General features: G+C 44.7%; 19 protein-coding genes and 1 pseudogene. 10 read left to right on the top strand and 10 right to left on the bottom strand.

What is annotated here, in order from left to right; all coding sequences use genetic code 11:
• Nucleotides 1-265: 265 nt before the first annotated feature.
• From H6G03_RS04045 to H6G03_RS04035, 3 genes are all read left to right on the top strand, one after another.
• A complete protein-coding gene (locus H6G03_RS04045; RefSeq protein ID WP_190462309.1) occupies nt 266-1,684 on the top strand; it encodes an ABC exporter membrane fusion protein in 1,419 nt (472 codons plus the stop codon).
• Nucleotides 1,681-2,856, top strand: a complete 1,176-nt coding sequence (devC, locus tag H6G03_RS04040; protein ID WP_190462307.1) for an ABC transporter permease DevC — start codon at nt 1,681-1,683, stop codon at nt 2,854-2,856. The genes H6G03_RS04045 and devC overlap by 4 nt, the downstream gene beginning before the upstream one ends.
• Nucleotides 2,857-2,963: 107 nt before the next feature.
• Nucleotides 2,964-3,692, top strand: a complete 729-nt coding sequence (locus H6G03_RS04035) for a DevA family ABC transporter ATP-binding protein (protein WP_190462305.1) — start codon at nt 2,964-2,966, stop codon at nt 3,690-3,692.
• A gap of 101 nt (nt 3,693-3,793) precedes the next feature.
• Here H6G03_RS04035 and H6G03_RS04030 read toward each other — a convergent pair whose 3' ends face one another.
• On the bottom strand, nt 3,794-8,476 hold the full coding sequence (locus tag H6G03_RS04030; RefSeq protein WP_190462303.1) for a PAS domain S-box protein: 4,683 nt from the start codon (nt 8,474-8,476) through the stop codon (nt 3,794-3,796).
• 434 nt (nt 8,477-8,910) lie between these two features.
• Here H6G03_RS04030 and H6G03_RS04025 point away from each other — a divergent pair, with 434 nt between their 5' ends.
• Nucleotides 8,911-10,233: an ATP-binding protein gene (locus tag H6G03_RS04025; protein WP_190462301.1), complete on the top strand. Its 1,323-nt coding sequence runs from the start codon at nt 8,911-8,913 to the stop codon at nt 10,231-10,233.
• A 90-nt stretch (nt 10,234-10,323) separates the two neighbouring features.
• A complete protein-coding gene (locus tag H6G03_RS04020; protein WP_190462298.1) occupies nt 10,324-10,770 on the top strand; it encodes a tellurite resistance TerB family protein in 447 nt (148 codons plus the stop codon).
• A gap of 163 nt (nt 10,771-10,933) precedes the next feature.
• Here the strand turns inward: H6G03_RS04020 and H6G03_RS04015 are convergent, their stop codons facing one another.
• Nucleotides 10,934-11,617: a Uma2 family endonuclease gene (locus H6G03_RS04015; RefSeq protein WP_190462296.1), complete on the bottom strand. Its 684-nt coding sequence runs from the start codon at nt 11,615-11,617 to the stop codon at nt 10,934-10,936.
• A 66-nt stretch (nt 11,618-11,683) separates the two neighbouring features.
• Here H6G03_RS04015 and H6G03_RS04010 point away from each other — a divergent pair, with 66 nt between their 5' ends.
• Nucleotides 11,684-12,109 (top strand): acyl-CoA thioesterase, encoded by a 426-nt coding sequence (locus H6G03_RS04010; RefSeq protein ID WP_190462294.1) that lies wholly within the window; start codon nt 11,684-11,686, stop codon nt 12,107-12,109.
• Here the strand turns inward: H6G03_RS04010 and H6G03_RS04005 are convergent.
• From H6G03_RS04005 to menA, 3 genes are read right to left on the bottom strand one after another with little or no spacing between them, the layout of a single operon-like run.
• A complete protein-coding gene (locus H6G03_RS04005; RefSeq protein ID WP_190462292.1) occupies nt 12,063-13,481 on the bottom strand; it encodes a 2-succinylbenzoate--CoA ligase in 1,419 nt (472 codons plus the stop codon). The genes H6G03_RS04010 and H6G03_RS04005 overlap by 47 nt on opposite strands.
• The gene (locus H6G03_RS04000) at nt 13,463-14,485 is read right to left on the bottom strand and encodes an o-succinylbenzoate synthase (RefSeq protein ID WP_190462290.1); all 1,023 of its coding nucleotides are present in this window, start codon (nt 14,483-14,485) and stop codon (nt 13,463-13,465) included. Before H6G03_RS04000 ends, H6G03_RS04005 begins: the two co-directional genes overlap by 19 nt.
• Nucleotides 14,485-15,390, bottom strand: coding sequence for a 2-carboxy-1,4-naphthoquinone phytyltransferase (gene menA / locus H6G03_RS03995; protein ID WP_190462288.1), 906 nt, complete (start codon nt 15,388-15,390; stop codon nt 14,485-14,487). The genes H6G03_RS04000 and menA overlap by 1 nt, the downstream gene beginning before the upstream one ends.
• Nucleotides 15,391-15,798: 408 nt before the next feature.
• Here menA and H6G03_RS03990 point away from each other — a divergent pair, with 408 nt between their 5' ends.
• Nucleotides 15,799-17,226, top strand: coding sequence for an isochorismate synthase (locus H6G03_RS03990; protein ID WP_190462287.1), 1,428 nt, complete (start codon nt 15,799-15,801; stop codon nt 17,224-17,226).
• A gap of 15 nt (nt 17,227-17,241) precedes the next feature.
• Nucleotides 17,242-18,999 (top strand): 2-succinyl-5-enolpyruvyl-6-hydroxy-3-cyclohexene-1-carboxylic-acid synthase, encoded by a 1,758-nt coding sequence (menD, locus tag H6G03_RS03985; protein ID WP_190462340.1) that lies wholly within the window; start codon nt 17,242-17,244, stop codon nt 18,997-18,999.
• 197 nt (nt 19,000-19,196) lie between these two features.
• Here the strand turns inward: menD and H6G03_RS03980 are convergent, their stop codons facing one another.
• The 4 genes from H6G03_RS03980 to H6G03_RS03965 form a co-directional block, all read right to left on the bottom strand.
• Complete coding sequence (locus tag H6G03_RS03980; RefSeq protein WP_242056932.1) at nt 19,197-19,604, bottom strand: type II toxin-antitoxin system RelE/ParE family toxin; 408 nt, start codon at nt 19,602-19,604, stop codon at nt 19,197-19,199.
• Nucleotides 19,594-19,803 carry a hypothetical protein gene (locus H6G03_RS03975; protein ID WP_190462286.1) on the bottom strand — a complete coding sequence of 70 codons (210 nt, stop codon included), beginning with the start codon at nt 19,801-19,803 and terminating at the stop codon, nt 19,594-19,596. The genes H6G03_RS03980 and H6G03_RS03975 overlap by 11 nt, the downstream gene beginning before the upstream one ends.
• A gap of 84 nt (nt 19,804-19,887) precedes the next feature.
• Entirely contained in the window at nt 19,888-20,688 is an 801-nt protein-coding gene (gene tatC, locus H6G03_RS03970; RefSeq protein WP_190462284.1) for a twin-arginine translocase subunit TatC, read from the bottom strand.
• Between the two features lie 272 nt (nt 20,689-20,960).
• On the bottom strand, nt 20,961-23,135 hold the full coding sequence (locus H6G03_RS03965) for a lytic transglycosylase domain-containing protein (RefSeq protein ID WP_242060296.1): 2,175 nt from the start codon (nt 23,133-23,135) through the stop codon (nt 20,961-20,963).
• A 483-nt stretch (nt 23,136-23,618) separates the two neighbouring features.
• On the opposite strand from H6G03_RS03965, the gene H6G03_RS03960 reads away from it, so the two are divergent.
• Entirely contained in the window at nt 23,619-25,094 is a 1,476-nt protein-coding gene (locus H6G03_RS03960) for a leucyl aminopeptidase (RefSeq protein WP_190462280.1), read from the top strand.
• Between the two features lie 246 nt (nt 25,095-25,340).
• Here H6G03_RS03960 and H6G03_RS39225 read toward each other — a convergent pair.
• Nucleotides 25,341-25,550 (bottom strand): annotated as a pseudogene (locus tag H6G03_RS39225) (DUF433 domain-containing protein); the annotation flags it as partial.
• 265 nt (nt 25,551-25,815) lie between these two features.
• Here H6G03_RS39225 and H6G03_RS03950 point away from each other — a divergent pair.
• Entirely contained in the window at nt 25,816-26,562 is a 747-nt protein-coding gene (locus H6G03_RS03950; RefSeq protein WP_190462276.1) for a pentapeptide repeat-containing protein, read from the top strand.
• Nucleotides 26,563-26,599: the final 37 nt, after the last annotated feature.

Below are 26,599 nucleotides of genomic sequence, written 5' to 3'. Positions count from 1 at the left end.
GTTAGGGGTTAGGGGTTAGGGGTTAGGGAAGAGGGAGTGGGGGAGTGGGGGAGTGGGGGAGTGGGAGAATAAATCTTTTCCCTTTTCCCTTTTCCCTTTTCCCTTTTCCCTTTTCCGTTTTCCCTCTCCCCTCTTCCCTAGTCCCTAGCCCCTAGCCCCTAGTCGGTTTCTCAAGCATAGCCCTTGACAAACTAAACTACACGGTTTAGTTTAAGTATAGTAAACTAAATCGTTTAGTTTACCTACCTCATAGAGCAGGAAGGTTATGCTCCACCACACAATCGTCAAAGATTCCCCATTTCTCAAGCCTATCCCTCGTCCGGTCGTAATACTTGGAATGGTAGCAAGTCTTGGCATCTTGGGGATAACGGGTTCGCGAGTGTTGAACTTACAGCTACCTCAATCCGAACCGGCAAGCCAAGTATCGGAGGTGGCGATACCGCAGGTAAAGACGGTGACAGCGTTAGGTAGACTCGAACCGGCGGGAGAAGTGATAAAACTTTCCGCACCTGCATCCAGCCAAGGGAGTCGGGTGGAAAAACTGCTGGTGAATGAGGGAGATAAAGTAAAATCAGGGCAGGTAATTGCGATTTTGGATAATCGCGATCGCTTGCAAGCAGCTTATGAGAAAAGCAAAGAAGCTGTGCAAGTTGCCCAAGCTAATCTGGCGAAAGTGCAAGCGGGTGCGAAAGAAGGCGAGATAGAAGCGCAAAAAGCGGAGATTGGGCGGATACAAGCGCAGTCGCTGGGTGAAGAAAGGGCGCAACGGGAAACGCTGGCAAGGTTAGAGGCGCAGTGGGAAGGCGATAAGACAGCGCAACAGGCGGCGTTGGCGAGGTTAGAAGCCCAGTGGGAAGGCGATAAGCGGGCACAACAGGCAACTATTAAGCGATTGGAAGCGGAACTGAATAATGCGAAATCGGAATTTCACCGCTACGAGCAATTATATAAAGAAGGTGCGATCGCGCAATCTGTATTTGATAGCAAACGTCTTTCCGTAGACACCCTCACAGAACAAATCGCTGAAGCCAAAGCAATTCTGGCGCGAACTGACGCCACGGGAAGCAAACAAATTAACGAAGCTAAAGCCAACTTAGAACGAATTACTGCCACGGGAAGCAAGCAAATTAACGAAGCTAAAGCGGTTTTGGCACGCATTCAAGCTACTGGTAGCCAACAAGTCAGTTCCGCACAAGCAACTTTAAATAAAATTTCCGAAGTCCGTCCAGTGGATGTAGCAGCAGCACAAGCGGAAATCAGACAAGCTATTGCTGCTGAGAAAGAAGCGAAGGCGAATTTAGACCAAGCTTACGTCAAATCTCCTCAAGATGGCGTAATATTCAAAATCCATACTCGTGATGGCGAAACTGTCTCCAATGAAGGCATTGCGGAAATCGGACAAGTTAGCCAAATGATGGTAGTTGCGGAAGTTTACCAAAGCGATGTCAGGAAAATCGAACTGGGACAAAAGGTGCGGGTAGAAAGCAGTTCTCTGCCAGGAGAATTATCTGGAAAAGTCGATCGCATCGGTTGGCAAATCGAACGCCAAAACGTCATCAACAGCGACCCCAGCGAAAACATTGACTCCAGAGTTGTGGAAGTTCACGTCCGCCTCGATGAAGAATCCAGTCAGAAAGCTGCCAAATTCACCAATTTACAAGTCAAAGCGACGATCGAATTATGATTGCACTTATTCAAGAACTGCGGCGACGTACACCTCTGGGATGGTTGCAACTCAGCCGTCACAAAAGCCGCCTGTTGGTGGCTTTATCGGGAATTGCCTTTGCCGATGTCCTGATGTTTATGCAGCTGGGATTTCAAAATGCGCTGTATGACAGTAACACGCGCCTCAACCGCGCCATACAGGCAGATATTGTTCTGATGAGTCCCCAAGCGCGTAACTCTCAGAGTTTATCTACCTTGTCGCGGCGGCGACTCTACCAAGCTTCCGATGTTCCGGGAGTGAAATCTGCTCAAGCCATGTATATCAACACCGTGTCTTGGAAGAATCCCCAGACGCGCAAAAAGACGACTGTACAAGTGATTGGTTTTAATCCCGAACAGCCTGCTTTAAACATACCAGAAATTAACGCCCAACTCGATAAAATTCGGTTACCGGATACTTTCCTATTTGACAGAGGTGCAAGAGGCGATTACAAAGAAGTTTTTGCCCAACTGGAAGCTGGTAGGGAAGTTACCACGGAAGTAGATAGGAGAACTATTACGATCGGTGGCTTATTCAAATTGGGGGCTTCTTTTGGTGCTGATGGCACTCTGATTTCTAGCGATGAGAATTTTTTAAGATTATTCCCGAAAAGACAAGCTGGTAGTATCAGTCTGGGTTTAATTTATATCGAACCGGGTGCAGATTCAACTCAGGTAGCGGCGGCATTAAAAGCTTACCTACCTGAAGATGTGAAAGTGCTAACCATCGCAGAATTCATCAAATTTGAAGAAAATTATTGGAAAACGGGAAGTCCGATCGGCTTTATTTTCGGTATGGGTGTAGCGATGGGTTTTATCGTCGGTGTAATTATCGTTTATCAAGTTCTTTCCACTGATGTAAATGCCCATATCAAGGAATACGCTACTTTCAAGGCAATGGGTTATCACAATTCCTACTTGCTAGGCGTGATTTTTGAAGAAGCACTCATTTTGGCAGTTCTGGGTTTTATACCGGGAATGATCGTACCTTTGGGACTTTATAATTTAGCTCGCAATGCCACAAATTTGCCAATTTATATGACGTTGTTTCGGGCAATTATGGTTTTGTCGTTAACTATTATTATGTGTGTGATTTCCGGTTCGATCGCGACAAGCAAATTACAATCTGCTGACCCAGCAGATATGTTCTAGAGAGAAATTATCGGCAGCTGTATCTGGGATATTTTTAACCACAGATGACCGCAGATAAACACAGATAAACACAGATAAGTATGGAAGCTACAGAGTTAATAGGGGCTATGCAAAGTAATTCGAGTTCGTCCGCCGTTATTTCTGTCGTCAACCTCAATCATTACTTCGGTAAAGGTCAACTCCGAAAGCAAGCATTATTTAATATTAACTTGCAGATAAATATAGGTGAAATTATCATCATGACTGGGCCATCCGGTTCCGGTAAAACTACCCTCCTAACTTTAGTCGGTGGGTTGCGTTCTGCACAAGAGGGAAGTTTGAAGGTGTTAGGAAAAGAACTTTGCGGTGCTAAAGAAAAACAATTAACAGAAGCGCGACGCCATAACGGTTATATCTTCCAAGCTCACAATTTGCACGGCAGTTTAACGGCGCTACAAAATGTGCGAATGGGATTGGAAGTACATCGAGGAATTCCACCAGCAGAAATGAACGATCGCGCTAAAGAAATGTTGGAAGCAGTCGGATTGGGAAATCGCATCAATTACTATCCTGATGACTTATCGGGAGGACAAAAACAACGGGTAGCAATTGCTCGCGCTTTGGTAGGTAAACCGAAAATTGTGCTAGCAGATGAACCTACTGCCGCTCTCGATAAAAAATCGGGACGAGATGTGGTAGAATTGATGCAGAAATTAGCGAAAGAGCAAGGTTGTACAATTTTATTAGTTACTCACGATAACCGCATTTTGGATATTGCCGATCGCATTGTCTATATGGAAGATGGGCGTCTCATCAGCGATGGCAGTAGTTTAGATGCTTTAGCAATAGCTAGGTAGGGACTAGGGGCTAGGGGAGTCAAAAGTCAAAAGTCAAAAGTCAAAAGTCAAAATTCCTCCCTCTCCCTCTCCCTCTTCCCCTAGCCCCTAACCCCTAGCCCCTAACCCCTAGTTATATTAATTTTGGCTAAAGCTGCGATTGTATCCGGAAATTTTTTGAGTGTATCTGGGATGCGATCGAAATCAAATTCATCTATTTGCTTAACTAAAGTTTCCGCATAATTGAGTAGCAGAGAACAATTGTATTGTGTTCCCCATTCTTTCAGGCGTTGGGCAAATTTTTTCAAGTCGCGCCGAATCATAGAATTGCAGAGATTTGGCAAAACAGTTTCTGCTTCTATTTGCAGCTTTTCTAAGAGTTCTGGTAATTGTTCCAGAGCGTCTGGAGACATTTTTGATATATCGCTAACCGGAACAATTGCAGCTTTTTCTGGGTGGGATTTTAAATAAGTTTCATCTAAAGTTAGGAATTTTCTTAACTCCGAGATTAACTGCTGGAGACTGACAGGTTTGAGCAGAAAGCCATGACAGAGCGATCGCAATGCTTCTTGCTCTTCTTTTAAAACAGAAGCCGTAACCATGATAATAGGAATGTGTTTAGTGCGATCGTCTTTTTGCAAAAATTTACTGGTTTCGCCCCCATCCATGTTGGGCATTCGCCAATCTAATAAAATCAAGTCAATATCGTGAGTTAAGGCAACATTAATTGCCTCCAATCCATCTTTAGCCAACAGCAGGTTGTGTTTTGTGCCCGCGAAATAACCTTGGAGCAGATTGAGGTTAGATGGTACGTCATCAACAGCGAGAATTGTGGTAGCTTTAAAAATATCTAAGTTATTATCCAAATCTGATTGAACTGTGCTTTCTGTGGTAGAGTTTGTCACAGAAACTTCTGGGAAAGTGAAGGTAAAAGTACTACCATGACCCAGTTGACTTTGTAGCGTTACTTTGCCACCTAAAAGTTGAGTTAGTCTTTTGACAATTGCTAATCCTAAGCCAGTCCCACCATATTTGCGAGTGCTTTGCCCTTCCACTTGCAAAAAAGCATCAAAAATACTGTTTTGCTGATCGCTAGGAATACCAATTCCGGTATCTGCTACGGCAATTTCCAGACACACACTATTTTCTGAAATTCTCGTCTGAGAGCGAGCGGATATTTTGATACTACCGGATTCGGTAAATTTGAGAGCGTTGCCAACTACATTGAAAAGAATTTGGCGCAGACGTACTTCGTCGAACAGAATAGCTGTGGGTAAATTTTCATCTATTTCACTCAGCAAAGAAAGTTGTTTTTCTTGAGCTTTTTGGGAAAAAATTAGGCAAATCTCCTGAACTAATACCCGTAAATTTAGTGGCTCGTGGTGCAGTTGTAGCTTTCCGGCTTCAATTTTAGATAAGTCGAGGATATCGTTGATTAAGGCTAAGAGTGTTTTACCGCTAGCAGCAATAGATTGCAGGTAAAAACGCGGCTGGGATTCAGTGATGCAGTTTTGCAGTAAGTCGCAAAAACCCAAAATGGCATTCATAGGAGTGCGAATTTCATGGCTCATATTTGCGAGAAATTCGCTTTTGGCACGGTTGGCGGCTTCGGCGGCTTCTTTAGCTTTTTGCAGTTCGGCTTCTGCTTGTTTGCGAGCGGTGATGTCACGCACTATCAGCAAAACTTCATCCGTCTGAATTGGTACGATGCGTGTCTCTTCGTAATGTAATTTATCCTCGATCTGGAGTTTCTGTTCGTAGGTTTGAACTTCTCCCGTTTCTATAGCTCGCTGGATATAATTAAAGCGTTTTTGGGCTCGATCGGCAGGTAGGACATCAAAAATAGTGATTTTCTTTTGTTCCTGCTGAGAGTAGAGGATATTGAAGTCTTCTTCGGCATAGAAATCATCTAGATAAGTGCCGTCTCGGCGCATACGAACGAGTAAGTCGGGAATAGCTGCGATCAAAGCTCTGTTAGTAGCTTCGCTCTTTTGTAGGGCTTGTTCGGCTAATTTTCGCTCTGTAATATCCTGTACGGTGCCAAACAGTTTGACTACCTGTCCCGCTTCATCAAAAACAGCTTGTCCCTTGCCCAAAGTGTAACGCATTGAGCCATCCGGTCGAAAAATGCGAATTTCATGTTCGTAGTTTTTGCCTTCAGCGATCGCATATTTGACATTATGCTCTAGGAGTTTTATATCATCTGGATGAGTGAATTCTAAAAGTTTTTGGTAACTAGGTTCGAGTTGGCTGGGCTCAACTCCGTAGATGCGGAAAGTTTCCTCTGACCAGACGATCTTTTGGTTGATGAGATCGAAAGACCAATTGCCTAAATGAGAAATTTTCTGAGCTTCAGCTAGGGCGCTTTCGCTTTGGCGCAATGCTTCTTCTGCTTGTTTGCGAGCGGTGATGTCGCGTACTATTACCAAAACTTCATCCCCTTCAATTGGTACAATGCGGGTTTCTTCATGCTGAAGTTTACCTTCTACGAGGATTTGCTGTTCGTAGGTCTGAATTTCACCGATTTCTAGGGCTTGCTGGATATAATTAAGGCGTTCTTGGGCTCGATCGGCAGGTAGGATATCAAAAAGATTGACTCCTTCTCGTTTCTGGTGAGGGTTAATGATGTGGAAATTGCTACCCGCATAAAAATCTAAATAATTGCCGTTTCTGCTCATGCGAATGAGCAAATCGGGAATAGCTGCGATCAAAGCTTTGTTAGTAGCTTCGCTCTTTTGCAAAGCTTGTTCGGCTAGTTTTCGCTCTGTAATGTCTACCACGACTGTCCCCACCCAAACAGCATTGTTCTCTGGATTGGGAATGGGGAAATAAGAAGCCAGCCAGTAGCGAATCCCACCTGGTTGCAGGGGAACTTCTCCACTCACTTCTAAATTCAAAATCGGCTGACCTGTGGTAAGAACTTGTTGGTAAATCGGTTCGACAATAGGAGCTAGTTGAGGTAAAATTTCGCGAATTGTTTTACCGATATGCTCTGACATAGGTACGCCATTAATTTCTGCCAGAGATTCGTTCACTTTGACAAACTGCAATCGGTCATCAATAATATTTATGCCGAGCGGTGCAGAATTAAATAATACATTCAGTTGGGCTTCTCGGAAGGCAAGTTCTCTTTCCAAGGTTTTGCGATCGCTAATATCAATGGTGAACTGATTGACGAACCAGCAATCGGCTACTCGATCGTATCTAGAGGTCAATCTGGCTCCTAACCACCGCAGACTCCCGTCTTTGTGGTAGAATCGATACTCGAAACTGACAGTTTTTTCGGCAAAAACCTCACTAAATAAAGGAAGAATTATAGTTTCGAGATCCTCTGGCAGTATTCTTGACATCCAGATGGATTTATCTTCTAAAAATTCTTGGGGTTTATACCCAAAAATAGATTCGCAGCCACGGGAAAGATACTCAATATTCCAATTTCCATTGGCGAAGATTCGCAGCTGGATAATTGATGCGATCGGGCTGTTAATAATATCGCTTAATTTTGCTTCTGATTCGCGCAAATTTGTCTGGATGCGATCGAAACCTTCCCGCAATTGCTGCGCCATCTGGTTAAAAGAACGCGCCATGCGATCGAGTTCCCGCACGGGCAAATGTTCGGGAATTTGCACATTTAGATTGCCTTGTGCAATTGCTGCTGAAGTTTCGCTGAGGGTGAGAATTGGACGGGCAATCCGGTTGGCAATTAGGATACCCAGGAGGATCGTTATTATCGCTGCCAATACCGTCAGCCGAATAGTATATTGAGTATTAATATCGATCTTGGCCATGAAGTCAGACTTCGGTACAACCGTCACGATCGACCAATTCAAGCCATACTTATCTTTGTATGGTTTTACTTGGGAGAAATAGGTTTTCCCGTTCTCGATAAATTGCCACTGCTGAAGGCGATCGATCTCGTTCAAATTAAACTGCGATTTTATATTGCGACTGACAGCTTGAATTAGAGGATTCTGACTTTGAGTTGCCAAAATTCGCTTAAATTTACCATCCCTGGTTTTAATAAAAGGTAATTCATCTGTGGAACTGGCGATTAAAGAGCCATCGTTTTCCATGAGAAAAACAACACCTGTATTCCGCAGTTGCAATTGGTTGATAAAATCATTTAATTTGCTCAAATTCAAATTAAACTCAAATGCTCCTACAAATTTTTTATTGACATTATAAATAGGTAAAATTGCTTTAATATGAATTTCAGTGCCATCACCTGATGTATAGACTGAACTCCAGATTTCTCTTTTTGTTTGTTTGGCTAATTTATACCAGGGCTGCTGTCGAATCTCCCCATTTTGTGGAGATTGTCCCATTTTTATAAATTTAGATAGCTGACCGTTTGAGTTAATAGCGTACTGTTCAAATTTTCTAATATCGGGGTTGTTTGCAATCTTAAGTATCAGTTTACCGTCGATGGATTCAACGATTCTCAAATCTCCCTCTTCATTGGCGTATAAAATACTTTGAATGTTATCAAAATTGGAGATTTGCCAGATCAGATGACGTTCTACCGCATTGATGTTCTGGGGGTCAAGTTGGCCGAAACGCACAGCGTTAGCGTTGCTGCGATCGATCTGCTCAGGTTGTTCTAGGTAGTGATCTAAGTAGAGGTGGACGCGATCGCCAACTTCAATCATCAACTGGTGTGCCAGTTGCTCTACTTCTGAGCGGCTATTCTGAAGTGAAAAATAGTTGGTCAGTCCTACTGCGATCGCCACTAGCAGCACGAAGGGGACGACGAGGATGAGCCGCAGGGGGATTTTCAGTCGGTGGAACGGGAGGAACGATCGCATAATTTACGTAGCCTAAGCAAAAACTGACTATTTTCCATTAAACATATCCCAAAATTCTGGTGGGGTAGGCATCCTGCCTGCCCTTTGAGATTCTTTTGGAAGAGATGTCTATTCTTCTTTTGTTTAAACTAGCTTAAATTTTGAAACACATTCTCAGAGATATGCCGCGAGTATCCCTAATTGCTTTAAAATATTAGGCAAATCCCCCAGTTGAGGCGATCTTAAAATATTATAAATTAGGGGCGATCGCTGGCAATGTAGGTGCTGCCTTACCCCAGGCTAACCCAACTTGTCAGTTTCAGTAGTTCGTTTTCGCTTCCCTGATGCTCAAAGCATTTTAGACTGTTGACTTTTTAACGAATGCTCGTGCAGCGGTAATATTTTTAAGCCAACCCACAATTCAATGACTTTTGAATGATTGACTTTTGTAGCTCATGTCTTCTCTTGATACAGCAGATCTTTCCTCTATCCAATTCCTTCAACGCCAAGCGGCGTCGTTGTTGCTATACCGATCGGTTTTAAGCGACCCACCGGGTATAGCTTTCTTGGAACTGCTCGATGCTTTGAAACGCTGGGATGCGGAAGGGCTGATTTACTTGCAAGCTTATGGCAAGTGGTTCCAAGCTATAGCCGCCACAAATAAAAGTTGGCAGGATTACTTAATTTGGCAAATTCTCAGAAACGATAACCCGTTTACCCAGCAAGCGCAACGGCAAGATTTCGCAAGTTTACCATCGGCTTTAGTAGCAGCAGTTCAGCAAGATTTACAAGCGTTACAAAGTCTTTACGAATGCAGCGGTGCGGAACTTAGTTGCTGGGTACAAGAAGCATCGAAACTGCCGCTGGCACCTGTGGTTTGGTATCGAGAACAAGATGAAATCAGCTATCTATCCGATGCAGAAAAAAAAGCGATCGCCTCTCTGCAAGAACTGGATAATTGGACAGATGCTGTCGAAGATTTGGCCGCTTATTACCGGGAGTGCGGTACGGGGATTTTGGCTGAATATCAAGCATTGCGCTGGCAGTCCGGTCAGTTGTTGGGCATTGCATACCCCGATACCATCAAAATCAAGGAACTGGCGGGATATGAGTCCCAGCGAGATGCTTTGATGAAAAATACCGAGTTTTTATTGTTAGGTTATCCAGCGCTTCATGTCTTGCTTTACGGCAGTCGCGGTTCGGGAAAATCTTCTTTGGTGAAGGGATTATTGAATGAGTATGCCAATCGCAATCTCCGCCTCATCGAAGTGTCAAAATCTGACTTGAAAGATTTATCAAAAATTGTCGAACTGTTGCGGAACGTACCGCAGAAGTTTATCATTTTTGTAGATGACCTCTCCTTTGAAGAAGATGACGATGCTTTCAAGGCTCTTAAAGTTGTCCTGGAAGGGAATATAACTGCTCGACCTCAAAATGTGGTAGTTTATGCTACTTCCAATCGGCGTCATTTGATTCGCGAATTTTTTAAAGATCGACCTGCTCCCAGCGATGAGGAAGTTCATGCTTGGGATACAGTACAGGAGAAGCTTTCGTTTAGCGATCGCTTCGGTCTTACTCTCACTTTTGAACCTGCGGATCAAAAAACTTATTTAACAATTGTGCGCCATTTAGCAGAGCAAGCTGGAATTACTCTTCCTCTAGAAGAATTAGAGTACCGCGCTCTCCAGTGGGCAACTCGTCACAACGGACGATCCGGTAGAACGGCTCGACAATTTGTTGACTATCTGAAGGGAGAATTGGCAACTTTGGATGGATAATTTTAGATTAAATTAATTTTTTTTGATAACGTGATAGAGATAAATGTGCTACTAATAGTGAGATCGTAGTACCAGAAAGAGGAAAATACAATGGGCTTGTTCGATAAAATAGCAGGCGGTCGCAAGCAAACCCAAACAACGCTAGGGCCAGCGGAAGCATTTGCGGCGATCGCATTGATTGCAGTAGCGGCAGACGGTTACGTTACCGATTCGGAAGCGCAAGCCATTAGCACTATTTTATCTCGGATGCAACTGTTCAGGAGCTATCCGGGTGACGTAATGAGAAAAATGATTGATCGACTCCTGGGTATTTTGCAAAGGGAAGGCCCAGAAACCCTGTTTAATGCCGCAATGTCTACGCTTCCGGATGAACTGAAAGACACAGCTTTTGCTGTAGCAACTGATATCGTTTTGGCAGATGGCGAAGTCACCGAAGAAGAAGAAAAACTTTTGAACGATCTCTACCGCGCTTTAGAAATAACTGAAGAGACTGCTGTCAAAATTATAGATGTCATGCTGATAAAAAACAAAGGTTAGAAGTTTATTCAGCAAACTGCAAGGTCATCCAGGCTGGCAATTTTTGATTAAACTAATGTAGGGTGTGTATTAGCACCCTACAGTTATGAGTTAATGCCAACAGACGCCTCATAAAATCCAAACATCAAACTAAGAAACCACACAAACCCGAAAATAATTTTCTTCATTCAACTTTCAAATTTGCAATCTGTTGAGAAAACCACACAGCAGCGGTAATATTAGTTCCTTCGTTCAGACGTTCCAAAGTTTGCTCTAGCAAAGAAATAGGCAACCCAGCAAGTACGACAGACTCGCTACACTGTTGATATTTACCACTTTCCTGTAGCCGAAATGCGATAACCTGTCTGCCTCGAATATTAACCACCCAGTATTCTGGAATTCCCAAATCGGCATAAAGTTTTTTCTTTTCATCCAAGTCAGTCGCTATAGTTGTGTCAGCTATTTCACCCACCAAATCCGGTACTCGCCACCTATTTAAATCAATTCGACGCAGTTCGCCTTGTTGCCATTGTGGAACTCCTTCACCGATGTACAATACTAAATCTGGTGCTGCTGCTTGTGTGTTCGCCTTCTCCAGCAAACAGCGTCCAAAAGAAGCTGCTATTTGTTGTGTAAAGCGACTGAACCAGAAGCCAAACAGCATGATGAACAGGTCGCTAACACTGGCGTGATTGATTCCTTCTGAACCCATATCAATTAAAAGTCGATCCCGATTAAAAAACAGCCTGATTCTCTCTAAGGTTTCTGCATCGCGACAAGCTAAGTAGTCTGACCAAGTAGCTGGTTTCCACTGGGGTAAACCTGTGGCGAGGACTGTTTGGATATCTGTAGGAGTGGCGGTAGTCATAGCGATGACACCAATTATGGTTGTATAACAATTATAGCTGTAATTTTGTGGGAGATTAGCGAAGAAATGCCTTTTTCTTATACTCGGACAATTCGCTTTCAAGATACCGATGCAGCAGGCGTCGTTTATTTCGCCAATGTTTTGCCAATGTGTCACGAAGCCTACGAAGAATCCCTGGTAGCATCTGGGATTAATATTAGATCGTTTTTCAGTACTAACTCAGGAGTTGCCATTCCCATCATCCATGCTAGCGTTGATTTCCTTCGCCCGATGTTCTGTGGCGACAAGATAATTATTTACTTGTTTCCGAAAAGTTTAACTAGCAATAAGTTTGAAATTGAATATCAAATTTTCGATACTAAGCAGCAGCAGCTAGCCAAGGCAATGACTAGACACGCCTGCATCGATCCTACGAGTAGAAGTAGAAAAGAATTGCCCACAGACATTATTGACTGGCTGCAAGATTGGAACGATCTGGATGCGACAAAATAGCTATTTGTTGTATTTGTTCGCGATTGATTTTACCCTGCGCGTTACGCAGCAAACTTTCTACAGGTATCCAATATTTGGGTCGTTTGAAGTTACTTAATTTATCTAAAATTGCGGTTTGCAGCTTCTCGGTGTCAACTGCTGGATGCTTGGGAACGTACACAGCCGTCACCGCTTGACCCCAATGCCGATCGGGTATGCCAATGACGCAGACATCGCTAACTAGATCGGTCGATCGAATCGCCGCTTCCACTTCCGATGGAAAAACATTTTCGCCGCCAGTGATAATTTTATTGCTGTTACGTCCGACAATATTTAAGTAACCTTGTTCGTCAAAAAATCCCAAATCATCCAGTTGTAAAACTCCCTGCTTTTCTCTAACAAATGACCTATCCGGATAATAACCAAGCGCCAATGAATCAGCCTCAATGCTAATGATACCAGCCTTATTCACACCTAATATCTCGCCATTTGGACTGCAAATTTTTACTTGTGCATGAGGTAAAACCTGTCCGCAACTATTATTTCCTTTGATAAAATCTTCTGGTTTGAGGGTGACAATTTGCGAGGCGGTTTCTGTCATCCCGTAAGTGAGTGCTAACCGAATTTCATGGTGTCTCGCTTGTTCCAGAAGTTCGTGCCAAGCTGTAGCACCTCCTAACAGAACTGTTTGAAACTGAGACAACCATTGTGGGGTACTCTGTAACAGACGTTGCAGTTGAGTTGGCACTAAAGATATGAAAAATTCCGCTGGTTCGACTTCGCATTTTTCACCAGCTTCTATTGCTTTGAATGGCATAATCGCCAGTTTTCCGCCAGTGAGGAATGAGCGCATAAATTGCATCAAACCGCTGACATGATAAAGCGGTAATACGCAAAAAGAATTGACTGTATTTATATCGAAATATTGGATAAATCCTTGCACGGATGCTGTCAATGTTTCCCAAGTGTGGATGGCAAAGCGAATTTCACCCGACGAACCGCCCGTGGGAATCATAATTCGATTTTGGATTTGAGATTTTTGATTTGGGATTGAGGAGTTTTTGGGCGGGATATTGCTTTTTGCCAGTTGTCCCCAAATTATGTCTGGTTGGACTAATTCAAAAACTTGTTGCCATTCCGCTTTTACCCAGTCAGGATTGCAGAGAAATACGGGGCACCCGGCGGCTGTTGCAACGATGAAACCGGCTAAAAAGCGCACTGGATTGCGTTCTGCTAAGATAATTTTTGGTGAGTTTTTATGTTTGGATATTTGGATTAATTCTAAATGTAATTGTTCGACAAGTTGAGTAAATTGATGGGTGTTGTAACCAATTAGCCAATTACTTGGCAGGTGAGACACCTGCCCCACAAGATCTAATGGGGGTTGTTCCATAAATTTTCAAGCCACGTTTCCTCATCTTCATTAAACCAGTGATTGACGCCAAAACCAACTGCTCGATCGCGATGAGAAAGTTCAGCTGCAAGGTTAAGTGCAGCTTGTCTGCCAATAACTGTTTCAAAAACAGATGAAAAGACGACATCAATGTCATGTTGCTGACAAAATTGACGCAGAAGTCTGGGGGAACCAACTATGCCGGGTTTGATGACAAAAATACTTCGCCAACCTTTTTCGTAACAGGTTTGCAATTGGCTAAGTGTGGCAACGGATTCGTCTAATGCTATTGGGGTAGAATAGCGGTTAGCTAAATCTAACATGGCATCAAATTGCTCGACGGGTAGGGGTTGTTCGAGGAATTCGATCTGAGAGTAATTCTCGCACACTTTCAGCCATTCATTTGCTGCTGACCAATTCAATCCAGCATTAGCATCTAATCGCAGTTTGGCCGATGTCGGTAGTGCCTGAATTAGCTTTGCAAAAATTTTGATTTCATCTTGAATGGGAACAACATTAATTTTCCATTTGAAAGTGCGATATCCTTGCTGCCAAAGTGTTTGCCATTGATGTAAAGCGGCTTCACCTGCTGGTAATAAGCAACTGTAAGCAATTTTAGATTTTAGATTTTGGATTTTAGATTGCGGGTTAGTCGCTGATTCCACCGAATTTGGAAAATCAGCTTTTAATCCAAAATCCAAAATCCAAAATCCAAAATTGAGAGCGGATTCAAAACCAAATTGACATGAGGGAAGTTTAGATGGAATAGAGAAAATTGTTTCTGTTGTTATTTCATCGCCCAACTGGCGACAAAAATTTATAGCTGACGGCAATGTTTCGGAACCGAACCAGGGAATAGGGGCAATTTCTCCCCAACCAATTGCACCTTTATCATCGGTGAAGCGCAGGATAATGCCCTCTCGAATATCCCAGTTGCCGTGACTGGTGGAGAGGGCGCGTTTAAACTGTCGCCGATAAGGACGAAATTCAAACTGATAAAGCATCAAATGTTGGCAAGTACGAATCCCAATCCTAACAGTAAGCCACTCCAAAAATGCAGCGCTACGGCGATAAATTTACAATTGCTGACTTTTTCCGGTCGATCGTGATTTTCGCCAACGTGTCGGAATAACTTGAGGGCGAAGGGTAAACTGGCAAAGGTTAGCAATGTCCAAACTGGGAAAATGTGCAATGCGACGAACAGCACAGTCAAAGGGTAAATGCTGCCGCCAAGCCAAGGTAATAGCTGGGATGCTTTGGCAGTGCCGAGTCGGACAATGGGGGATTTCTTCCCTGCCGCAAGGTCGTCTTCAAGTTGATGAAAATGGGAACAAAACAAAATCAAGCTGGTGACGATGCCGACGATCGCAGAAGCTGCTATATTGGCGATCGACCAGCTTTGGGTTTGGCTGTAGTACGCCGCCGATACGCCCAATGGCCCAAAGGTAAAAAAGCAAATTATTTCCCCCAAACCCTGATATCCCAACCGAAAGGGCGGCCCTTGGTAAGTGTAGCCCATCGCACAGCACAGGAGTATCAGACCGATTACAGTGAGGTCTTGTTGCCACCATGCGATCGCCACTACTCCCAGAATACCCACAGCTAAAAACAAATTCGCCAACCAAAAAATTAAAGGTTTATTTCCTGTTAAATTAACGAGCGAATGCGCTTTGTTTTGATCGATTCCAGTTTCCGAATCGAACACATCGTTACTGAGATTGAGCCACGCAACAATCAAAATCGCTGAAATTAAAAATGTCGAAAAGATTGCGCCATTAAAAGTGTTATTTTCCGCGAAAGCAACAGCAGTTCCCACCCAAATTGGAATCACGGCAACGCTGTACATTGGTGGTTTAAGTGCTGCCAACCACAACTTACTGTTTGAATGAGCAATAGATTGTGTAGTCATCGGACGGTATCGATTGAATTTTCCGAATCCCATAATTTTATGATGCTGAGGTAGCAATGGTAAACTCAATCTGGATAACGCACGGCAAAATCTTTGCTGGGGACATCGCCAGTGTCGCTACCACCAGGCACGCATTCCAAACCTTTTGACCCGTTGTGGCCCCGCTGCGAGTCGCGCCATTCCCCACAACGGGGCTGTTTCGCCGGCAGGATCGGGAGTTTAAGAAACCCGGTTTTTTAGAAAAACCGGGTTTCTGGGCGACGACAACCCATCAAAATCAATTTGGTGGAGTACTAGCCCGGTACAACGCAACACCAGAAGTGGTTAGATGGAGTGGGAGTGTGCTAACCCTAGCCCTACCATGCTCATAATTGAAAATTTGGCAAGCAAACGTTAAAAAAATTTGCTATGTTCGCTTCCGTGCCAGTGACACATCATGCTAATCTGTTTGAAGATCGCAAGGAACTGCATCAGTTTCTTTTAGCTTGCAAACAAACCTTAATTGAAAAAGGGCTCCAAAAAGTTGTCAGTATTTCCCTGCCAAGTAAACCGCTCGATCCGCTAGCTGTACTCGATCGCATTGCCGAGCCGGAAAAACTGCATTTTTATTGGGAAAAAGCCAATCAAGGGGAAGCGATCGCGGCGATCGATACAGCCGCTAAATTTAAGTTAGAAGGAGTCGATCGCTTTTCGCAAGCACAAAAATTTATCGATTCATGCCTTGCTAACACAATTGCCACAGGCGCGTTAGACCTACCCTTTTCTGGCCCTCACTTTTTCTGTACTTTCACATTTTTTGATGAGAATATCAATGGTGATTCTCCTTTCCCCGCCGCCACAGTTTTTTTACCTCGCTGGCAGTTTTCCTGTCAAAAAGATTGCTGTGTTATAGTCGCTAATACTGTAATCGACAGCAATGCAAACATCGAAGTTATAGCAGAAAATATATGGCAGAAACTCCACCAAATTAGATTAGCTAACTACAGAAATTTTCATTTGAGCAATTATAAACAGAAATTGCAGCCGCAAGATGTAACGGATCGCAGAAATTTTCAATCCTCAGTCGTATCGGCATTGCAATCAATTCGATCTAAACATTTTAGCAAAATTGTCCTTGCCCACGCAATTGAGGTTAATTCGCCGCGCCCTTTTCATCGGGTTGATTCCTTAAATAATTTGCGAATAATTTATCCGGATTGCTACGTTTTTTCCACCAGTAACGGCAAAGGTCAAGATTTTATCGGTGCCAGCCCAGAGCGTTTAATTAGGATACAAGAGCGAGAGTTAGAAACCGATGCTTTGGCGGGGTCAGCACCGCGAGGCAAAACAGCAGCCGAAGATGCTTATTTTGCAGAACTTTTGCTCAGAAGTGAAAAGGAAAGGCGGGAACATCGAGTTGTCATTGACTTCATTGTCGATCGCTTATCCAACCTGGGTTTGTCACACCAGAGACTTCCTATACCCGGTCTTTTACAACTTTCAAATATACAGCATTTATGGACACCAATTCGAGGTAAAATCACTGGCGGTGTGCAGCCATTACAAATTTTGGCAGAACTCCATCCCACCCCTGCTGTTGCAGGCGATCCCAGAGACATCGCGCTCTCGCAAATTCGCCGCTATGAAGCATTCGATCGCTCTGTTTATGCCGCACCATTGGGTTGGATAGATCATCGCGGTAACAGCGAATTTGTCGTAGGCATTCGCTCAGCACTAATAGACAGCGATCGCGCTAGACTGTACGCAGGTGCCGGTATCGTTGCTGGGTCAGATCCAGACAAAGAACTCGCAGAAATTCAACTGAAACTTCAAGCACTTCTCAAAGCTTTAGTGTGAATGACCCAATCCCCAATGCCCATAGATTTTCGCAACACTAATTCTGTCTGGGCTTCCCTACTTACGGAAACCTTAAAACGACTCGGACTAACAACAGCAGTAATCTGTCCGGGGTCGCGTTCTACTGCTTTGGTAGTTGCTTTTGCCCAACAAGATAAAATAGAAGCTATTCCCGTTTTGGACGAGCGATCGGCTGCTTTTTTGGCGCTGGGAATTGCCAAAAAATTAGGTTTGCCAGTCGCATTAGTTTGCACTTCGGGAACGGCGGGCGCAAACTTTTATCCTGCTATTATTGAAGCCAGAGAAAGTCGCGTACCGCTGTTAGTTTTCACAGCCGATCGCCCGCCAGAATTGCGAGATTGTCATTCCGGACAAACTATCGACCAAATCAAATTATATGGCACTTATCCTAACTGGCAAGCTGAGTTAGCAGTGCCATCATTAGAAATTGGAATTTTGAATTATCTGCGGCAAACAATTATTCATGCCTGGGAGCGATCGCTCTTTCCCGTTCCCGGCCCAATCCATCTTAACATCCCCTTTCGCGACCCTCTCGCCCCCATACCCCAAGCGGCTACCGAAGAGTTGCGATCGCAATTCCAACCAGAAAATTTCTTTGCTAGCTGTCAGTCGTCAGTCATCAGTTGTCAGTTGTCAATAGCCAACAATAATTCTTTACTCAATACCTTACAAAACTGGTTACAATGCGATCGCGGAATCATCATCGCCGGCACGTCACAACCTCAATTTCCCAAACAGTATTGTCAGGCAATTGCCCAACTTTCCCAAACCTTAAAATGGCCTGTATTAGCAGAGGGATTATCCCCATTACGAAATTATGCCGAACTAAATCCTTACTTAATTTCCACCTACGATTCGATATTACGAAACCAGCAAATAGCACAACAACTTAAACCTGAAATCGCCATCCAGATAGGAGACTTACCCACCAGTAAAGAACTGCGAACTTGGTTAGAATCAACCCAACCGCGCACATGGGTAATTGACACCAGCCATCACAATTTAGATCCGCTACACGGCAACACAACTCATCTACGATTATCCGTAGAACAGCTAGCGCAAATATGTGCGATCGAACCAAACAATCTCAGTAAATATCTGCAAATTTGGTGCGATGTCGAAGCCACCGTCAGGCAACGCATTGACCGAACAATGGCAACAACAGAAACTTTATTTGAATGTAAAGTAGCTTGGTTACTTTCCCAGATTTTATCACCAGGAACGCCTATATTTATTGCCAACAGTATGCCCGTGCGAGATGTGGAATTTTTCTGGACACCGAACAATTCTGGAATTCAACCATTTTTCAACCGGGGCGCTAATGGTATTGATGGTACTTTATCCACCGCTTTAGGCATTGCCCATCGCCATCACAGCAGCGTTATGCTGACGGGAGATTTAGCTTTATTGCACGATACCAACGGCTTTTTATTGAGAAACAAATTTATCGGACATCTCACTATTATCTTGATTAATAACAATGGTGGTGGTATATTTGAAATGTTGCCGATTGCCAAATTTGAGCCGCCATTTGAAGAGTTTTTTGCCACACCCCAGGATATAGATTTCGCTCAGCTTTGCGCTACCTACAATGTCGAATATGAAGCGATCGCTTCTTGGCAGCAACTGAAACAAACATTGAATCCTCTGCCTGAAAAAGGTATTCGGGTATTAGAATTGAGAACAAATCGCAAAGCAGATGCTAAGTGGAGGCAGGAAAATCTCGGAAAGTTTGCAGAGGATATATTGTGAAGTTTGGTTCTTTCGGATTTATGGGGAAAATGTTCGTAAATGTTACAGTTGATTGCGGTCGGTGGGTTACGGCACGGGAACTAAATTATCGATCGAAAGTATTGAAATTATCGCCCGTGCCTAACCCACCCTACGATTAGATAAGTTTATATTATTACCACAAAGCCGGGAGAGCCGGTAATTCGCCAACAGTATCTTTAATCGCTGGGACGATCGCCATTTTTCTCATCTTGCGTTTCTTCTTCATCCTCGCTTAGCGCATAAACATCACTCAAAATGCGTCTAATTTTATCTACTGAAACATTCTCGTGTTCTGACTTTGAATAAATCGTCATCAAAAATATTATTGTTGGTGTTTGAACGTGGTAGATGAGCCGATAGCCACCACTTTTGCCCTTTTTGATATCACTGTTTTTGATTCGCACTTTAAACACGACATAATCAGTTCCTGATATTCGATCTCCGAGCAACTCTCCAGCTTCAAGCCGTTCAATTATTGGCTGAACATCAGAGCGGATATGTCTGTACTTTTTGGATAAAGTAACTAAATTACGTTTAAATTCTTCTGCAAAGTTGATTTGAATTGAAGGTGGCTCACTCTGCATCAATCCCCTCCCATAATTCAGAGATTGGTCTAGTTTTTCCTGTTTTTACTTCTAGCCACGCCTGCCGAAAGCTTTCTTCTGGGGACTTCAACTCTTCTTCAACCAGAACAGTAACGCGAACGCGACGTCCGGCCAGTTTTTCTGATTGGGCAACAATTTCTTCCCAAGTTCCCTCTAACTCTAATGGTTGTGATGTCATAGTGGTTCTACCTTGAATAGTTTTTTCTTTGTTAAAAATCAGCTATTAGCCAAGGAATTAACTCCCTAGCGGTTTCCTTTGCGACTATTTACCCAACAGAACGACCAAACCAGTACCAAATAAGTACAAACCCAGCACCGCGCCTGCTAAAAGGGTTTGCGTCAAAGGGTCAGTGGAAGGCGTCAGCACCGCTCCCAAAATTGCCGAGCCCATTAAAACGTATCGCCAAGCCGAAAGCATTTGTTTGGAAGATATAATTCCCAAAAAGCCGATGATAATTTGAATAATGGGAATTTGAAAAACTAACCCAGTACAGAATAAAAGCAGCAAAACAAATTCAAAATAGCGATCGATCGAAAACAGTTGCTCGACCACATCGGCACCATAACTGATCAGGAAATTGAGCGCAGCCGGAATCAAGGCTACATAAGCAAAAACCAAGCCACCAAAAAATAGAAAACTAGACCCAATCACCACTGGCCCCAGCAAGCGCCGTTCCCGACGAGTCAATCCCGGCAAAACAAACATAATAATTTGGTAGAGGATAAACGGACTGGCTACCAGTAAGCCGCTATATCCGGCCACTTTTAGGGATACAAAAAAGAACTCCCCAGGAGCGAGCTGAACAAACTTTACTCCCCGTGCTGGCTTTTCCAAAAGTTGTACGATCGGCTTGACAAAAAAGAAGCAACCTGATATACACAGCACGACAGCAATTAATGAGTAGAAAATGCGCTCGCGCAACTCCTCCAAGTGGTCGAACAAGGACATCTCGACCTCTCCTGGGAGTTCGTCGAGAAATTCCTCTTTTGTATTGTCGTTCTCGTTTTCAGCGTCTGCTAAAGATGGTTCGGTGCTGGTATCTAGTTCCGAAGGAGGCGTCATGGGTCAACTTCAGTCAGTTTGTCAATTATTGTATCTGACTTTAGGGGCTAGGGATTAGGGAAGAGGGAGTGGGAAGGGCGTCGGGGCTAGGGGCTAGGGGCTAGGGGAAAAGGGAAGAGGGAGTGGGGGAGCGGGGGAGCGGGGGAGCGGGAAGAAATTCTTAATTTTGACTTTTGACTTTTGACTTTTGACTTTTGACTTTTGACTTTTGACTTTTGACTCCCCCACTCTCCCAATGACTAATTGCTAATTGCCAATTAGCAAATTCACTGTTAATTTTTCGTGCGTTTGTAATGGGATAATATTTCAGACATTTGGGGATTGTACAGCCGCAGATAGTTCCAATAATTTTCAAACACGTGTTTGATATAACCTTGAGTTTCTGGAAACGGAACAGCTTCCACAAATTCATCGGGATCGCTCAAACCAAACTGCGAGATCCATTTTGACACATTCCCCGGCCCAGCATTATAACTGGCGACAGCAAACAGAGAATTATTGCTGTATGTCTCGTGGGTGTGATCCAGATACCAAGTGCCAAATTTGATGTTGTCGTTGGGATTATCTAAAGCATAACTTTTAACGTTTGTTGCTTGAGCGATCCAGGCACCCGTACTTGGCATTACCTGCATCAAACCAAGGGCACCGGCAATGGAACGGATAGCAGGTTCAAAGCGAGATTCTTGACGAATTAGAGCTGTTACGAGTAACGGATTGAGCTTGCGTTCTTGCGACCAAGGTTCGATATATTCCCAAAATGGAAATGGATAGAGAGCGTGCCAATATGCGATATCTTGCTTGAGGGTAGATATTTCAGCTTTTTCTTCCGGCGTATCTCGCCACCAGCTCACACCCTCCACTTGTGTAATTCCCTTGATATTTTCTCCGACTCCCAAGCGGAGAACTCCATCGGTGAATTGTTCGTTTACCGTTGGCTGGACGCGGTTATTAAATTCGGTTTGCCACAACGCTCTAGCATCGCGCTTTTGCCCAAGTCGGTAGAGTTCTTTCATCGCTTCAGAACCTGCTGGCAACAAGGGTTTTTCGGGAGCTTTTACAACTTGGGGCATCATATCGCGCACCGTGTTGAAAGTTCCCACATTCAAACCGAGTATGCCAGCCGATCGCCAAGCATAGTAAGATTCTGGATAGTTTTTCAACACATACTCGAAAGAAGCTTTGGCATCCTGTTGACGCCCCAATCTAGTCGCCCATTTCCCCACCCAAAAAGCTGCTTTGGGTGCAAATTCGCTATCGGGATTGTGCTTAGTAATCGGTTGGGCCCATTGCCAAGCGCCCAGGAAGTCTCCGACTTTGGCTCTACCTCTAGCTACAGTCCAACGATATTCAGCCACAGCTTCGGAATCTGCATATTTGCTCAGCGCCAACTGACGAGCTTGCGATGCTGACTTGGCGCTTCCCGTACCGTCGAGAATTTTGGCTTTGAGTAAAAGTGCTTCACCGGCTTTTTCTGGAAATCGGTTAATTGCCATATCCAGATACGGTAAAGCTGCTGGAGACAAAAGTAACTGCCCTAAGCGTACCGCCGCCAAACCAGTTTCCTTCGCTTCGGGAAACTCCTTGAGCAACTGCTGATAAGCTAATACAGCTTCTGTTCTTTTACCGCGCAGTTGGCGTCCCCGACCGGCGCGGTAGAGATTGAGGGGCGTGCGGGTAGCTTTGGCATAAGCTTGTCCGGCTTTGTCGAAATCAAACCTATCCCAGTATATGTAGGCTATTGCTTCCCAATCTTCCGGCTTTAACTGGGCGGCATACTTGTTTTGTAGGGTTTCTAAGACGGTGTTGATTTGCTTGCTGTCGGGGTCGTGCTTGACTAACAGCCGTAGCAGGGGCAGTCGATCGGGATTTTGCTTGAGGCGAGTCCAGGCGATTTCAGCGGTGCGGGGGTGACTGGGAAAAGATGCGATCGCCTTATCCCAGTATTGCGGATCGGTGCGTCCCAAAGCAAACAGCGCCTCTGCCGCTACCGGACTTTCCGGATACTTTTGCAGCACTTCTTGCCAAGTTGCGTTTGCTTTGGCTTTATCGCCGCTCACTTCATAAGCTTGGGCGCGTTTTGCGATTATATGTGGCGCTAATAAGGGATAATCTTGTTCCAATCCTGCCAACCAAGCGATCGCCTTTTGCCCGCGATATTGTTGAATGAGGTCGCTAGCTAGCACATACCGGGCGCGATGGCGATCGAGCGATTTTCCTCCGGAGGCGATCTTTTCTAGCTCGCTTGCCCGTTGAGTCGGTGAAAGTGTTACCAGTGGCAGTGTTGCGGACTTCGGCTTTTCTTTTGACTGAGAACTTAGCTCAGCCTGCACCTCAGTAGCTTCGGGCGCAGCCTGTTCCCCATCGCTCCATCTCATTAATAACAAGGTACTTCCAATCAACAAAACCGATAGCCCCGCACCAACAGCCAAGGGAATTGGATTTTTCATTACTTTTTGCATCACTTCTCACCGCCCAACGATTACAGAAGCTCGATTTGACAAGAACAGACACATAGCTAGTTGTGCCTGCTGTGAGTAACTTATTCTTCAATACTGTGTTGGTAGCGTTTGATTTACTTCATGGACTGCACCCCAACCCCTCTTGTCAAGGAAGGCTAGGGGCGAGCGAGTCTTAACCTAACAGTATTGACACATCATTAAGTTTGCCTTTTGTCTGGGGAAGCTACAACTTTTTACCGAGTTTGGGTTTGTAGGAATCCAGTCAACTGCATCCCAGATTGACCCAATATATATCTCCTTCGGAAGATGACAATAAGTGATTAGGCTTGGTTAAAAGTTTTAACCGCAGCTGTTAAAAAACATAAGATGGGAGCTAGTTTAACGTATCTCGGATGCTTGGGGTAGGGCAGTTCGCCAATATTGATCGATACTGGTACAGGTACTTAAATTGGTGAATTGGTGAAACGGGGAATGGAATTTCGCGCAACAAATACCCCGCGCTTAGATTGGTCGGGGGATGGATTGGCAATTGGCTTTTTTGAAGATGCGGTGGAGTTAACTGGCGATTTAGCCCAGTTAAACGAGAAGTTCGGCGGTACTTTGCAAGAATTGATTGCAGAAACCGAATTTAAGGGCAAAGAAGGCAGCAGCGCTTCGACTCGCGTTGGCGGTAGCGGCAGTCCGGTTCGTAAAATTATACTGGTGGGACTGGGCAAGGCCGAAACGCAGAAGTTAAATTCTTTGCGCCGATCGGCAGCAGCAGCAGCTCGGTTAGCCAAAAAGGAAAAATGCAAAACCTTGGGCCTGAGCTTACCAGTGTGGAATAATGATGCTGCAACTACAACTGGGGCGATCGTTGAAGGTATAGAACTGGCTCTGCACCAAGATAATCGCTTTAAGTCAGAATCGGAAGACAAAGGGCCGCAACTCGAACAAGTCGATTTACTGGGTTTCGAGGGTCAAGAAGACGCAATTAACCGCGCCAAGCAAATCTGTGCCGGTGTTATCCTCGCGCGGGAACTGGTGGCCGCACCAGCTAACGAGGTAACTCCGGTGACGATGGCCCAAACAGCAGAAGCGCTGGCACAAGAATTCGGCTTGGCGGCAGAAATCTTGGAACAAGAAGATTGCGAAAAGCTGGGGATGGGTGCGTTTTTGGGTGTTGCCAAAGCTTCGGAATTACCCCCCAAGTTTATTCACTTGACTTACAAACCGGAGGGAACACCGCGCCGCAAACTGGCAATTATCGGTAAAGGTTTGACCTTCGACTCTGGCGGTTTGAATATCAAAGTTGCCGGTAGCGGGATCGAGATGATGAAAATAGATATGGGCGGTGCAGCGGCAACTCTGGGTGCGGCAAAAGCGATCGCCCAACTCAAACCCGATGTGGAAGTTCATTTTATCACCGCAGCTACCGAGAATATGATCGGCGGTCGCGCCATGCACCCAGGCGATGTTCTGAAAGCTTCTAACGGCAAGACGATCGAAGTCAACAACACCGATGCGGAAGGACGCCTGACTCTGGCAGATGCTTTGGTGTTTGCCGAAAAACTCGGCGTTGATGCCATGATCGATTTAGCCACCCTCACCGGTGCGTGCGTCATCGCTTTAGGCGATGATATTGCCGGTTTGTGGAGTCCGAACGATACCGTCGCCAACGAGATTATTGAAGCTGCCGAACTTGCTGGCGAAAAACTGTGGCGGATGCCTCTGGAAGAGAAATACTTTGATGGTTTAAAATCCCAAATCGCCGATATGAAAAATACCGGCCCCCGTCCCGGCGGTTCCATCACCGCTGCTTTGTTCCTCAAGCAATTTGTCAAAGAAACCCCTTGGGTACACTTGGACATTGCCGGCCCAGTTTGGGCAGACAAGGAAAACGGCTACAACAACGTTGGTGCTACCGGTTACGGTGTTCGCACTCTTGTTAATTGGGCACTTAGCTAAGAGAGGGGCTAGGGGTTAGGGCGTCGGGGCTAGGGAAGAGGGAAGAGGAGGACTTTTGACTTTTGACTTTTGACTTTTGACTTCCCCACTCCCCCACTCCCCCACTCTATTTTTGTTCAGCTGGGACGACTATGCTCATATTGGCAATCGCCTCACCCGGAAAGCTTCATCCTTAACAGAAATAATTGCTCCTGCTGCCAAATCCTCCTCAAATCGATTCAGCACCTGTGCCAAACGTTCATTAATGATTTCATAACGGGCTAACCATGCCGCATACATCAATGATTGCTGAATATCTTCCGGTTCCAAATATGAATAATCTTCTATAATCTCAGCTACAGTTTTTCCATTCGCCACCAAATTTAAAATCAATGAAACCGGAACTCGCATCCCTCGAATACAAGCTTGTCCTGCCATGATGCGCGGATTGAATGTAATTCGATCGAAACCTAACATAAATTATTCCTGCAATTTTCAGTCCCCTAGCGGGGATTAGTTTAAATGAAACTCGATCGCGCTTTGCCTGGAGTCGGGGGTGCAGGTGTTTGGGTCTCCTTTACGCACTCTAAAAATATTCATTTCTTAAGGTTATGGCGTTTTTGGCCAAACACCCGCAGATTTCAGCCGCACTCAGACTCTCTAAAAACTTGCTCAAACAAACCAAGATTAGGTTACAGTCTTCTTTGGCAACCCCGGATCGCGGAAAGGAAACTCAAGATAGATGGCAAACATAGAGCATCTTACCCTACTTAAAGAAGGAGCGGTGAAATGGCTTAAGTGGAGAACTTCCCACCAGGATACAGAACCAGACCTCAGCGAAGCAAACCTCCAAGGCGCTAATCTCAGAGGCGCGAACTTGGAAAAAGTTAACCTGAGAAAAGCAGATCTCGGCCAAGCTTTACTGATTACCGCTAACCTCAGCAATGCTAACATCAGTCTTGCTAACCTTCAGGAAGCACTCCTCAACGAAGCTAACCTGACCGCAGCTAACTTGACCGGCACTAATCTATTGAAAGCTGACCTCACGGAAGCAGATTTCGGTTATGCTAACCTCATCGGTGCTGACCTGGGAGAAGCTAACCTGGAAAGAGCCGATCTGGGTGATGCTAACTTGGTGGGAACTAACCTCGCAGCAGCTAACCTCAGAGGCGCTAACCTCAGCAATGCTAAACTCAGCAATGCTAAGTTGCACCAAGCTTACCTAATTGGAGCTTACCTTTATAAAGCTGACCTTTTTAAAGCTAGTCTCAGAGAAGCTCATCTCAATGGAGTATACTTATTTAAGGCTAACCTGAGCGAGGCTGACTTGGAAGGAGCAGATCTGAGATGGACTAACCTCAGCAAAGTTAATCTCGCAGGTGCTAACCTCAGTTATGCGAATCTCAGAGGCGCTAACCTCAATAAAGCTATCCTCAAAGAAGTGATTTTCCAGAAAACAATTATGCCCGACGGCACAATTTCTAGTTGAAAAGCCGAGGGAGGGAATTGCACCCCCCAACTCACTG

The sequence above is a fragment of the Aerosakkonema funiforme FACHB-1375 genome, from assembly GCF_014696265.1.
GTDB lineage: Bacteria > Cyanobacteriota > Cyanobacteriia > Cyanobacteriales > Aerosakkonemataceae > Aerosakkonema > Aerosakkonema funiforme_A.
The sequence above is the reverse complement of the archived record's forward strand: the minus strand, read 5'-3'. Positions and strand labels throughout refer to the sequence as shown.